The sequence below is a fragment of the Streptomyces sp. NPDC045955 genome (assembly GCF_056430805.1).
On the sequence record NZ_JBWKKY010000028.1, the window covers coordinates 15,345 to 27,599 of the forward strand.

Here is a 12,255-nt window from a genome sequence, read left to right on the forward strand (position 1 = left end):
CTCGCCTAAGTCCAGCACTGCGCGCGCGGTGGTCAGCCGTACCCGCAGGTGCGGGTCAGCGGGCACGGGGAAGAGGGACTCCCTGGTCCGGCCGGGAGCTACCCCCGCAGGCGCGGGGACGGCGCGGCCTGTTCGACCGGGCGGATCTGGTTCTGGGAGCTACCCCCGCGGGCGCGGGGACGACACCTGGTCGGCGGTGAGGGCGTTGTTCGCGGTCGAGCTACCCCCGCGGGCGCGGGGACGACGGCGAGGCGAACGGTCTGAGGGTGAACGCCGAGGAGCTACCCCCGCGGGCGCGGGGACGACCAGACCCTGCCGTCCGGCTACGTGCCGGTCGGAGAGCTACCCCCGCGGGCGCGGGGACGACGACGTGAAGCCGCATGTCAGGTGGTTCCGGGAGGAGCTACCCCCGCGGGCGCGGGGACGACGGCCGCTACGACGACAGCGTTACGCGGAGTCTGGAGCTACCCCCGCGGGCGCGGGGACGACAGCACTACTGACTGCTACCGGGCGCGGGTGCACGAGCTACCCCCGCGGGCGCGGGGACGACCGTCAGTCCTCCTTCGCGTAGTCGAGGGTGCAGGAGCTACCCCCGCGGGCGCGGGGACGACAGCCGAACGGCAAGGTCGCCGACGGACGGCAGCGAGCTACCCCCGCGGGCGCGGGGACGACGCGGCGGCGATGTAGTGCTGGCCGGTGACGGAGGAGCTACCCCCGCGGGCGCGGGGACGACGGGGGCTCATCCTCTACCGCCTGGCCGCTGGTGGAGCTACGCCCGCGGGCGCGGGGACGACACGGTCTGCCAGCCCTGCGCGTCGGTGACGGACGAGCTACCCCCGCGGGCGCGGGGACGACCACCACTACGCACCCCGCGACCCCATCGCGGAGGAGCTACCCCCGCGGGCGCGGGGACGACCGGGAGAGGGCGTACCGCATCGAGGCGTAGATGGAGCTACCCCCGCGGGCGCGGGGACGACACTTCGTGACCTGGGGTGTTGTCAGGTGATCTTTCCATTTTGTATCGCCTCGTTCGCGGGCCGCCAGGGCTGTCCGCTCTGGCGTGGGCGGGCGATGAGGGTAAGGCCGTCGAAGTCGACGGGGGTCCAGCGGTCGCGGCCGGCGGTGCGGGCGGACCAGCCCTGCTCCGTGGTCGCTGGTTCGATCATGACGACCTGGCCGTCGTGGATGCGTTCGGCGAGGATGTTCCAGAGGTGTTCACGGATCCGGGGATTGGGGTTGCCGACGTAGACGCCTGCGGCCACTTCGACGAGCCAGCGGGTGAGGTGTCCGCGGAGCCCGGGCGGGGCCGCGATGAGCACGACCACGGTCGTTCCGGCGCTCACGGGGCCGTCTCCGCGGGGGTGCGATCGGTGGGTTCCGGGATGACGTCGAGGTGGTGGGTGGCGCTCCAGTTGCGGCCGCCGCTGACGACGGTGTCGCCGTCGTCCCATAGGGCGCCGAGGTCCTCATCCGGCAGGTCGCCACCATCGGGGACGAGGAGTTGTTTGATGTCGGCAACGATGCGGGGCAGGAGTTTGCCCCGCACGGCGGCGTCCCGCAGAGCGGTACGTGCGTCGCGTTCCGAGGTGAGGCCTTGCGCGGCGAGGTCGAAGGCGAGGGGGATGGTGAACTCGGCCTTGTAGAGGTCGGCGATGTCCAGAACGAAGGAGAGCGCGTTGCCTGTGTGGACGAAGCCGAGGGCAGGGCTGGCGCCCAGTCCGGTGACGGCGGCGTGGCAGATACCGTAGAGGGCCGAGTTGGCGGCGGACAGGAGCCTGTTGACGTCGTCGCCGGCGGCGAAGGCGTCGCCTGGCTTGTAGTCGCGTTTGGTCCAGGGCACCCCGGTCCGTTCGGCGTGCTGGGTGTAGAGCCGGCGGATGCGGGTGCCCTCGCGGCCACGGAGCTGCTGGAGCGTCAGGCCGGTGGTGTCCTCGCCGGGGAAGCGCATGTCATACATGCGGCGAGCGACGGCGACGCGTTCTTTGGGGCGGGTGACCAGCCAGGCTTGGCGGAGCTGGAGCTGGGAGCCGCGCGCGGTGCTGGTGCCGGTGGCATAAAGGCGCACGCCCTGCTCGCCGACCCAACACACGGCGGTGCCGGAGTCGGCGAGCAGGGTGATGGCGGGGTGGGTGATCCGGCTGCCGGGTCCGATGAGGAGGACGGCGAGCCAGGCAGCCGGGACGTGGACGGTGCGTGCCTTGTTGATCAGGACGATGGCGTTGTCGTCCCGGTCGATGTGGCAGCGCTCGGCGTAGAGGCTGGTGATGCGGTCCTCGAGCCGGTGGAGGTCCTGCGACCTTGTCCGCCACCAGGGTTCAGCCATGGTCTGCCTCGGTGGTGTGGAGCGGGGCGAGGGTGAGCAGGCCCTGTCCGTAGCCCTTGGCGGGGCCGATGCCGCCGAGTAGGGAGGCGCGCAGTGTGTCGGGGTCGGCGACGCGGAGGCGTCCTTCAAAGGTTGCGGTGGAAAGGGTGACGCGGGGGCCTTCGGGGCGCTTGCGGAAGCGGAGGATGTCGCGGCTGACGATGGTCACTGCGGGCCCGGCGGACAGGTCCTCGCCCTCGGTCTGCAGGCCGGGGGCGGGGGGTGTGGCGGTGGCGTCGGGGATGCTGAAGCCGTGGCGTTCGCATCGCTTGAGGAGCCATTGGAGTTGCTGGGCGGTGGTGCGGTGGGCGACGCGGAAGCCTCGGTGCCGGCTGCCGTTGTCGGCCTCTTCCTTCAGGCGGGTGGCCTGCTGTTCGCTCGGCCGGCTGGGCCGGGGGACGTTTTGGACGGGGTTGGCGGTGAGACGGAAGCCGAACTCGCGGCCGCGGACGAGGCGTTCCAGCAGGGGAGTGTAGTCGGCAACGAGTGGGGCGCCTCCGTCGGCTCCGGGCCAGCCTGCGTCGTCGACGAGGTGGGCCCAGGAGGGGCGGCTCCCGGTGAGGACGAGGATTTCGGCCCGATGCGGGGTGTTGCTGTCCAGGCGCCACAGGACACGCTCGGTGACAGGCTGCACGGCCAGTCCGGACAGGATGGCGGCGTGCAGGCGGTGCGGACTGGAGAGCAGGGCCACGGCGGCGCGGCGGCGCGGGTTGAGGGCGATCTTCGACAGGTAGGGCATGTGGTCACCAGCCCAGGAGGGCGAACGGGTCGTGGTCGGAGTGTCCAGTAGTGCCGGTGTCCGCTGTGGAGTGAGCCGGCTGGGTGCGGCCGGTGGGGACGGTGACCCAGAGGTGACGGACGGCGCGCCGGCCGAACCGGGTCCCGGTCTTGAGGTCGTAGGTGTCGGGGACGTCGACGGCGAGCTGGCCACCGGTCGGGTCCTCGATGGTTGCCTCCAGGGACACGGTGGCGCTCCGGGCCTGCTGGCGGCGGTGGCTGCCTGCCTGCCACGGCACTTCTCCCAGGGCTTCCTCCAGCGCCGTGTCGGTGCGGAGTCCGAGGCTGACGGGTCCGGTGGGCGGGCAGGAGCGGCGGCCGAGGCAGAGCGGGAAAACGGGGTTGCGGACGGCTTCTTCCAGGCCCTGCATCAGGGCTTTCGGGCCGCGCAGGGCAGCGACGAAGACGGCGTCCTGGAGGTAGAAGCGCTGGGTGACGCCGGTGTACTTGGGCGGGGCGGTCCTGGTCTGCTGTCCCTTGGCGTTCGTCTTGGCCGACGGCAGCGGCAGCCCGCGGTAGTCGCTGTAGGTGTGGTAGTCCCGCAGCAGGGTGCCGGGCTGGTCCACCCGGACGCCGAGTTGCAGGCCGAGAAGGTCGGTAAGAGGGGCCTCACGGTCGCGGCCCTCGGCGGCCGACAGGAGGCCGAGGACGCCGGACTTGGTGGGCTGGGGACGCGTCTCGCGCCGGTTGTAGCGGGACGGGCCGCCCCAGGACTGGAGCGGAGCGGCCAGCCGCAGGACGAGGACGGCGTGGTCGGTGCCGGTCATCGGGCGCCGGCCTGAGCGGTCTCGACGGACGCGATCTCGCCGTCGGCGAGCCACTGCCCGACCAGGGCGTCGACGGAGTCCAGCAGGGCGGGGAAGGGCAGGGAGGAACCGAAGACCTCGGTGATCTTGTCGCCTTCGGCGGTATAGGTGGCCAGGGTCCGCAGCGGCTCGTCGCCCCAGGTCTCGCCGACCGCCTTGAGCTCGTCGGCGAGCCGCACGACGGATTCGCCGGCCAGGCCGGTGACTCCCGTGACAGGCTCCTCATAGGCGGAGACCAGGTTCACGGGCTGGTCGGCGCGGATCGTCAGCAGCACCAGGTGGGGCAGGGTGCGGTGGGCGAAGGAGTTCTGATGCCCGGTCGGCATGGACCGGGCGAACGCGTCGACGAACCGGACCGCCGTCTGGCGGGTCTCTTCGGCGTCGGTGAGGTTGTCACGCAGTTGGTGCACGCCGAGTACGGCGTAGCGGTACAGGGTGGAGGAGTTGAACTCGACGGTGCCGATCATGCCGGCGCCGTGGTCGTCGGTGTTCTCGTCGTCGACGGCGGTGTAGTAGTCGAACTCGGTGCGCACGGCGTGGGTGGACAGGGCGTGCGCGACCTGGACGGAGGCGTCCACGTTCAGGGCGGGCAGGTCGGCGACCATGCGGCCGAACAGGGCGACTTCGGCCGGGTGTCCGGTGGACAGCGTCTTGACGACGGCGAGCTTGTTCACCTCGTTCTTGAGGTCGTCGTCGGGCAGGTCGGCGAGCTCGGCGGCTTTGCCCTTGAGTAGCTGGACCAGGGCGTCGAGCTGCTTCTTGCCGAAGAACAGCAGGTAGGCGGACTGGTCGTCTTTCTTGGTGGATTTGGTGATGCCGAGCGGCTCCAGCAGGGCGGTGGCCAGACGGTCGGCCTGCTTGCCGGTGAGGCCGGTGCCGCCCTCGGCGGCGGGGCGGGCTAGGCGCTGGGCGAGCAGGGTGGCGATCCGCTTGGTGCGGGTGGCCCGGTCGGCCTGCGGCACGTGCTTGGCGTACTCGGTGCGGGTGGCCCGCTTCCACGCCTGCGAGGAGACGCGGGCGCGGCGGGCACCGCCGTAGACGGCCTGCTTCGGGGTGCCGGAGTCGTCCCGGTTCACGTTGGACGGCGGCAGGCTCTGCAGGATGTGAACCTCAACGAAGAGAGTGGGCTGGCTCATGGCATGACTCCTTGAAGGCGAGGGTGCGCCTGTCGAGCAGGCGGGCAGGAAGACGGGTTGATGTGGTCGGGTGCGCCGGGCCGGGAGCCCGGTGCGGTGGCGGTCTGCCCGGCGTGACGTCAGGAGGAGGCGATGTGGAAGTCGCGGTCCCACCGCTGCCGAAAGGCGGTTGCGGCGTCCGGGCGGCGGGGGTCGTCCCAGGTCCGCAGTGCGGTGCGGAGCAGGTCGTAGTCGAGTGCGACTCCGGCCTGGTTCAGCAGCGGGACGAGCAACCGCAGGTGCATGGCGAGTTCGTCGGCGTCAGCGGAGGTGAGCAGAGTGCCGAAGCGCCGCTCCAGCGCCGCGGTGGCGGCCTTGCCTTCGCTGTCCGCGGCAGCCTTGCGGACGAGCAAGCCGGCGGCGGTGCCCGGGCTGTTGCCCGCCATGTGCATCCGGCGGTCGTGGGTCTGCTGGTGGCGGGCGAAGAGGGTGAGCGCGGTGTGCTCGGCCGCCAGGTCCCGGGTGAGGGAGCCCTTGTTGCGCCATTCTGTTGCCATACGGGTGCGGTGGAACGGCCACATCGTCGCGACCGTGCCCGGCTCGCGGCCGGTGCCCGAACGCAGCGCGGCCAGTTCAGCTCCGGCATCGCGGCTGCCGGGGTCGAACGTCACCCAGTACGGCGCCCGCTCCTGGCCGGCGCTCTCCCCGTCCTCTGGGGTTGGTGTGCCGGGATCGGTGTACTGCAGGCCCCAGGAGCGCAGCACCCGATTGCGGTCCGGTCCGTCCCACGCGGTCAGCTCGCGAAACAGGCGGGTGTAGTCCAGGCCGATGCCCGCCTGCCGCAGGAGCGGCACGAGCCGCTGAAGGTGCTGCACCAGCTCGTGTCGGTCCTGGGCGGTCGCGGCCGCGATCAGCCGCCGCTCCACGGCGGCCTGCGTCAGCGCCTGGCTGCGGCGCAGCAGCAGGCAGGCAGTGCCCAGACCGACATCCGGTCGGTGGACGGGTTCGGACGCAGCATGCTGGTGCAGCCCGAACAGGGTGAGCGTGTGGTGCTCTGCGACGTAGCGGTCCGGCAGGCGATCGCAGCCGTCGTCTGGCAGGGGGACGCGATGGACGGACCGCAGCAACGGGTCGGTGCCGGCCTCCCGGTTGACGCCCTCGCGCAGGGCCCGCAGGTTCCGTGTGACGTACTCGGAGAATTCCGGGCGCCGCCCTTCCTTGCGCGCCGACTGCCAGTCCCGGGCCGTCTCCTCCCAGAAGAAAAGCCGGGTCCGGCCCGCCGCGGAGCGGACGCTGGGCGTGCTGCTGGTGGTCGTCATGCTGCGGCCGCCTCCTCGCGCTGGACGCGGCGTTCCTCGGCGGCCCGCGTCAGGATGCCGGCGAGCCTCGTCCGGAAGACGCCGATGGCCTTGCCGCTGCGGTAGACGAACTCCTTGTCGCCGTTCTTCACCGTGCGGCCCACCACGGCCCGCGGCGGGGCGGCCGCGATCAGAAGGTCTGCCTCCCGGTCGGCGGCGATCTGCACGGACTGCTCCCAGGCGAGCTGGGCGCGCTCCAGGAGTTCCTCGTTGTCCTCGTCGACGGTCCGCAGTCCGGCGAGCAGGCGGCGCATGGTTGCGTCGAGGCTGTGCAGGAGTCGCGCGGACGGCCGGCTGCCTTTGTCACGGGGCAGCGGGTCGCCGCCGGCGGCACGCCGCAGGTCGTTGTTGAGACCGTCCAGTGCCCGGGCGGCCTGGTCCGCCTGCGCCACGCACTCCAGCAGGGCTTCTCGCAGCCAGTCGTCCTGAGCTAGCAGGGCCTTCACCGGCAGGGGCAACTCGTCGCCGATGGCGTTCTCCACCACGGCGGACTGCGTGCCGTACTCCAGACCCGATGTCTCCGCCCCCAGCGGATACCGCCCGGACAGCACCCCAGCGCCCTGCAGGTCTCCGATCTGGCGTAGCAGCAGCGAGGTGTAGGGACCGTCGCCCTGCACGGGCAGCGTCATCGCCAGGAGCGTTCCCAGCCCTTGCCAGGCGGCGCGGCCCGAGGTGTGCCGGCGCGGCCGCCGGTGGGGTTGGCCCTTCTTCGGCTTGGCGGTGTGCTGCCACGCCGTGTGCGGCTCGGCCTCGGGTGTCTGCGCCAGCCGGTCGCCGGCCGACACAACCGCCCTGTGCACCCGCAACCCCTGCCTGGTGTCGCAGGTGATCAGACGGATCCGGCGGGCCTGGAAGGTCAGCAAATCGAGCAGACCGGTCGCCGGCCGCTCGGACCAGGCAGCCTCGGCCGGCGACTTGCAGCCCAGGCCGGCCGGGCGCTCGTTCCACGCCCACTGCGGCCGGTCCCCCGGCTCCAGCCCGTCGGGCAGGATCGGCGTGTTCAGCAGCAGCGTCTCGTACAGCGTCTGCCCGGTGGGGACGACCACTCCGAGCTGACCGAGCGGCCCGGTCGGGTTGCCGGTCGTCTTCCCGTTCTTGGCCTGCGGGTCCCCCACGGCGCCGGTCTTGATCGATGCCGTGTCCCAGCAGTGCACGTGCAGCAGCCACAGCGCCGCGTCCCCGGGCGTCAGCAGCAGCTCGTCGGCCTCGCTGAGCGCGCTGAACAGGGGCACGTTGTTGCCGGACGCCACGGACGGCACCAGCTGGGCGGCCGTCTTGGTGTCCCCGTTCAACGCCTCCAGGCCGGCGACCTGGGCGAACGGCTGCTCCTCGTCGAACAGGCGGAACCGGGCCCCGTAGCGGGGGCCCAGGTAGTGCGCGAGGCGATCCCGTTCGTCCTGGGCGAAGTGGCCGCGGTGGAACCGCTCACCCCACTCCTGCCGAGTGCGGGGTGCCCCGAGTGCGTCGATCACCACCGGCAGCAGCAGCTGCCGGAGCACCACCGGCAGCATCGTGTGCACCGGCAGCTCCAGACGCCGCACGGTGTGGGCTTCGCATAACGCGTCCAACAGGCCGACGGACCGCTGGACGCCGTCACGGTCGACGGCGCCGAGCCATCCATCGTGGACAAGGTCTCCCTCGCTGAGCATGACTGTCCCCCTCCATGTACGGGCCTTCCCGCGTCCCCCCGGACACACTGATCGACAGATCCAATTCCGCTCTTCTCAGGAGGAGTTGGACCCGATCGATCCCTGAAAGCGTGTCAGGCAACGCTTGGTACTTCAAGCAGATCAGGCGAACTCGGGTGGTATCGGCCGGACCACAGCGATCCCGACGCGAAGCGGGTACTCTGCGCACGGCTCGTGGAGCCGGAGCCCTCCCCGACAACGGGGGTGTTCCCGCTTGGTACTTCGCTCAGCAGGAGAAGCTGTCCCCGCAGCGCGGGGGGTGAGGCGGTCCCGGCCCCGGCTCCGCAGCCGAATCACCTCGTTCCCCGCTCGATGACCAGTCCGAGCACGTCGTCGTACGACACCCGGTCCGTGCCCAGCAGCCTCGAGCCGTCCTCCTCCAGCACGAGCGCGAAGCGGTATCGCAGCCAGGGCCGGCCGGCCCACCCCGGAAGCGGGCCCAGCTCCACCTGGGCGGCGTCCGTCAGACGCGAAGGGAGGCGAACGGTGCCGCCCATGAGCCGGTCGGTCACCTCGTCGTCGTCCACCTCGCCGTGCACCCCCAGCCAGGTCCCGTCCACGGCCCGATAACCGCCCGAGGACCGCCGGATGACGACCACTTCGACAGTCGGATCGCCGTCCCGGACGACGGCGTCGAGCTGCTCCTCGGAGGCGGCCCGGCTGCCGGCGTAGTGAAGCCCTTCCAGGGTCGGGAAGGCCCACTCCCGCCGCCGGCACAGCAGGTACTCCTCGGCCCTCTTCTCCCGCGCCTGTTCCTTCGCCTGCCACCGCTCCCACGCACCGGCCTCGTTCCAGCCCGCCGGGCAGATACCTGTGTTGCCGTAGGCCCGCGCCACCAGATCCGGCACGTCGGCGGGAATGCTCCACCCCGGTGCCGCCGGCCCACCCGCATCCGCGGCCGTAAGCGCACCCGCGGCCTCCGAGACCAGGGCCGCCGCCCGCAGCAGCGACCACTGGCCGTAGATCCGCTCCGAGGCCCGCAGGAACCGCGGTGCCCCGTTACTCCCCGGCGCTACACCGGTGACCACTACCCGGGGCACGCGGTGTGCGGCCGGACGAGGGGTACCGCTGTGGCGGTGCAGCCGGCCGATGCGCTGCAGGAGCAGATCGGTGGGCGCCAAGTCGGTGATCAGCACGTCGGCGTCCACGTCGAAGGACTGCTCGGCCAGCTGGGTGGCGACCACCACCATGCGCTTAGGCCGGTCGTCACCGGCCTGCGGCCCCATCAGACGCAGGCACTTGGCCGTCCGATCCGCACGGTGGGCAGCGCACAGCCGCGCGTGCAGAAGGTGCAGGACACCGTCGAAGCCTTGCTCCCGCAGATCGCGGTAGATCGCCTGAGCCCGGGCGACCTGGTTGACCACCACCAGCGCGACCCCTCCGCCGGCGACAGCCTCGCGCACGGCTGCCGCGACCCGCGTCCCAGCGGGGTCCGTATCAGGCAGCCAGGACAGCCGCACCGGCGCCGACTCCCGCCAGGAGCACACCGCCTTGCGGGACGTCTCGGCGACCGCCCGGCCGTCGACGCCGTAGGCAACCGTGACGCACGGGTACCCGGCCGGCTCCGGCACGCCCTGGTGCACATCCGCCGTGCCCAGCACGCCGGACAGGTAGGCGTCGACGAACTGCTGGCGCTGAGCGGGCGGCAGCGTCGCGGACAGCAGCACCACCGGAACCCCCGCCTGGCCCAGCCAGCGCAGCGCCTCGACGAGGAACTGCCGCATGTAGACATCCGCGGCGTGCACCTCGTCCACGACGACGACCTTCCCGGCCAGCCCGGCGAACCGGAGCATGACGTGCCGGGTGCGGGTCGCCGCATGCAGAAGGTGGTCGACCGTGCCGACCGCGAACGCGGTGAGCAGACCGCGCTTGTCACCCAGAAACCAGTACGCCGGACCGTCCGCCCCAAAACCGGTGGCCTCGTCTGCCGAAGGCCGAGCCGGCGCCATGCCGTACTCGGCGTCCTCATCGATCGCGCCGAAGTCGTCGTCGGCCATATCCGTGGCGTCGTGGTGGCCCTCGTCCCCGCATCCACACCCCTCGCCGTCCGGGCGCGGCTTGCCGTCCCAGATGGCCCGCCACCAGGTGTTGAAGCGCCGGCGGCCGTGCAGGAGCGCGACCTGTGACTGAAGTTCGGCATCGAAGGTGCGCACCCACTGCAGCACCTGCTCGTACATCGGGTCGCTCGTCGCCTGGGTGGGCATCGCCACGAACACCCCGTCCAGGCCGAACCTCGCCGCCAGCACCTCGGCGGCCGCGAGCGCCGCCTTCGTCTTCCCCTCACCCATGGGTGCCTCGGCCACCAGCAGCCCCGGCACCGGCATCGACCACGCCCGCTCCACCAGCTCCCGCTGCGACGCCCGCGGCTGAACGCCCAGCCGGCAAGTCAGCGGATCCAGCGGACTCTCCGGCAGGGCAAGGTCCCGCCAGCCGCCGCGCAGGCGCAGCCGCTCCCACGCCGCCTCCGCACGGCGTCGCGCCTCTGCGAAGGAGATCAGACCGGCATCCGCCAGGCCCGGGAACTGGCTGCTGTCACTGGCGATCCAGTCCGCCATCACGATCAGGCCGGACAACGCCAACTGTTCAGCCTTGCGCAGGGAACCCACAGGCCGCGCTGCCGCCAGGTCCTCAAAGCCGACGGCGCGCGTGAAGACGTCCACGACCGCCCGCTGGGCTTCCTCCCAGGCTGCGCCCCGGCCCTGGGCTCCTCGCGGCGGGCTGAGAGCAGCGGCCGACGGAAACGTCCCGTGGTGTCCGGCGACCAGCGGCCACACCCAGCCCGCGGCCTCCTCGCCGCCCCACTCGGCCACCAGCCGCGGCCTCAGCAGCACGGCCCCGGCCACGTCATGACGCCACCGCTTGTGCCGGCCCGCCGGCAGCCGCCCCCACGTCAGCCCCGCCGCCAGCACCGGCGCGGCCTCGGCCGCGTCCATGGCCTGGAACGCCGGGCACGCCTTCCCGCAGTCGTGGATGCCGCACACCCACATCAACCACAGCCGCCCCCGGCCACCGCTGATCTCATCCAGCCGCCGCCGCAACCCGGCCGACACGTACCGGTCCCACATCACCCCCGCCACAGCAGCCGTGTCCAGCAGATGCCCCAGCAGCAGATGAGTGCGTCCGCCGTTGCGCGCAGCCGACTTCCCCCACAGCCGCGACACCCGCTCAACGGCCTCCGGCGACAACCCCATCGCCTTCATCAACTCAACGACCGAAGCCCCACGATCCACGCAACCCCCCAACCCTGTCCCGGCACCATAGGCCCTGCCACTGACATCAACACCGGCACGCAGACCCCGCTGGTCATGGCTCTGCCAGGTCCTATTCCGGCTCAACCCAGGTGAATGAAAAACGCAGTTGGTAGCGTCACCGCAGCTCACCAAGCGTCGTCCCCGCACACGCGGGGGTAGCTCCTTCCCGGATCAGAGGTTCCGGCAGGCTCTGGAGTCGTCCCCGCGCCCGCGGGGGTAGCTCCTGCCGATGCCGGGTGTCGCGATGCTCCGGTCCGTCGTCCCCGCGCCCGCGGGGGTAGCTCGGGCCAGCCGCGGCCGCGCGCCATCATCACCGAGTCGTCCCCGCGCCCGCGGGGGTAGCTCTCCTGACTGTGGTGGCGTACAGATCCGGACGGGGTCGTCCCCGCGCCCGCGGGGGTAGCTCCCTCACGTCGCCCTCCGGCAGTGTGGGAGTGGTGTCGTCCCCGCGCCCGCGGGGGTAGCTCGCGCCGGCGTCTCCCTCGGCCAAGGTCTCCACCGTCGTCCCCGCGCCCGCGGGGGTAGCTCGGGCGGCCCGGGGTGGGCCGGTCGGCTCGCCTGGTCGTCCCCGCGCCCGCGGGGGTAGCTCGGCGCAGGACGGCGAATCGGTCGCCCTCGATGAGTCGTCCCCGCCCCGCGGGGGTAGCTCGATCACTACGGCGGTCGTCTCCTGGATCCGCCAGTCGTCCCCGCGCCCGCGGGGGTAGCTCCCGGGTGGACCTGTTCGTGGGCGGGATCCGCGCGTCGTCCCCGCGCCCGCGGGGGAAGCTCGCTGCGGGCGGACACGCGGCGGGCAGCCCGGCAGTCGTCCCCGCGCCCGCGGGGGTAGCTCCCGGGTGGACCTGTTCGTGGGCGGGATCCGCGCGTCGTCCCCGCGCCCGCGGGGGAAGCTCGCTGC

General features: G+C 72.1%; 8 protein-coding genes and 2 CRISPR repeat arrays. All 8 genes read right to left on the reverse strand.

All coding sequences use genetic code 11. The features are described from left to right. The first annotated feature begins 95 nt into the window (after window positions 1–95). Window positions 96–977: direct repeats of the CRISPR family, unit length 28 nt; unit sequence GAGCTACCCCCGCGGGCGCGGGGACGAC. Between the two features lie 21 nt (window positions 978–998). Further along, window positions 999–1,343 carry a type I-E CRISPR-associated endoribonuclease Cas2e gene (gene cas2e, locus AC07F0_RS35960; protein WP_436727313.1) on the reverse strand — a complete coding sequence of 115 codons (345 nt, stop codon included), beginning with the start codon at window positions 1,341–1,343 and terminating at the stop codon, window positions 999–1,001. Beyond that, window positions 1,340–2,323, reverse strand: a complete 984-nt coding sequence (gene cas1e / locus AC07F0_RS35965) for a type I-E CRISPR-associated endonuclease Cas1e (protein ID WP_478984138.1) — start codon at window positions 2,321–2,323, stop codon at window positions 1,340–1,342. Before cas1e ends, cas2e begins: the two co-directional genes overlap by 4 nt. Next, entirely contained in the window at window positions 2,316–3,101 is a 786-nt protein-coding gene (gene cas6e / locus AC07F0_RS35970; RefSeq protein ID WP_478984141.1) for a type I-E CRISPR-associated protein Cas6/Cse3/CasE, read from the reverse strand. Before cas6e ends, cas1e begins: the two co-directional genes overlap by 8 nt. A gap of 4 nt (window positions 3,102–3,105) precedes the next feature. After that, window positions 3,106–3,906 carry a type I-E CRISPR-associated protein Cas5/CasD gene (gene cas5e, locus AC07F0_RS35975; protein ID WP_478984143.1) on the reverse strand — a complete coding sequence of 267 codons (801 nt, stop codon included), beginning with the start codon at window positions 3,904–3,906 and terminating at the stop codon, window positions 3,106–3,108. Beyond that, window positions 3,903–5,081, reverse strand: a complete 1,179-nt coding sequence (gene cas7e, locus AC07F0_RS35980) for a type I-E CRISPR-associated protein Cas7/Cse4/CasC (RefSeq protein WP_478984144.1) — start codon at window positions 5,079–5,081, stop codon at window positions 3,903–3,905. Before cas7e ends, cas5e begins: the two co-directional genes overlap by 4 nt. Before the next feature lie 119 nt (window positions 5,082–5,200). Beyond that, complete coding sequence (gene casB / locus AC07F0_RS35985; protein ID WP_478984145.1) at window positions 5,201–6,379, reverse strand: type I-E CRISPR-associated protein Cse2/CasB; 1,179 nt, start codon at window positions 6,377–6,379, stop codon at window positions 5,201–5,203. Then, the gene (casA, locus tag AC07F0_RS35990) at window positions 6,376–8,067 is read right to left on the reverse strand and encodes a type I-E CRISPR-associated protein Cse1/CasA (protein ID WP_478984146.1); all 1,692 of its coding nucleotides are present in this window, start codon (window positions 8,065–8,067) and stop codon (window positions 6,376–6,378) included. Before casA ends, casB begins: the two co-directional genes overlap by 4 nt. 332 nt (window positions 8,068–8,399) lie before the next feature. Next, the gene (gene cas3, locus AC07F0_RS35995; RefSeq protein WP_478984148.1) at window positions 8,400–11,297 is read right to left on the reverse strand and encodes a CRISPR-associated helicase Cas3'; all 2,898 of its coding nucleotides are present in this window, start codon (window positions 11,295–11,297) and stop codon (window positions 8,400–8,402) included. Between the two features lie 194 nt (window positions 11,298–11,491). Continuing rightward, window positions 11,492–11,947: a CRISPR direct-repeat array (repeat unit 28 nt; unit sequence GTCGTCCCCGCGCCCGCGGGGGTAGCTC). The last annotated feature ends 308 nt before the right edge of the window (window positions 11,948–12,255 follow it).

Coding starts and splice junctions, on each gene's coding strand:
- casA (WP_478984146.1), bottom strand. CDS start 8,067: ATGCTCAGCGAGGGAGACCTTGTCCACGATGGATGGCTCGGCGCCGTC.
- cas5e (WP_478984143.1), bottom strand. CDS start 3,906: ATGACCGGCACCGACCACGCCGTCCTCGTCCTGCGGCTGGCCGCTCCG.
- cas1e (WP_478984138.1), bottom strand. CDS start 2,323: ATGGCTGAACCCTGGTGGCGGACAAGGTCGCAGGACCTCCACCGGCTC.
- casB (WP_478984145.1), bottom strand. CDS start 6,379: ATGACGACCACCAGCAGCACGCCCAGCGTCCGCTCCGCGGCGGGCCGG.
- cas6e (WP_478984141.1), bottom strand. CDS start 3,101: ATGCCCTACCTGTCGAAGATCGCCCTCAACCCGCGCCGCCGCGCCGCC.
- cas3 (WP_478984148.1), bottom strand. CDS start 11,297: ATGGGGTTGTCGCCGGAGGCCGTTGAGCGGGTGTCGCGGCTGTGGGGG.
- cas7e (WP_478984144.1), bottom strand. CDS start 5,081: ATGAGCCAGCCCACTCTCTTCGTTGAGGTTCACATCCTGCAGAGCCTG.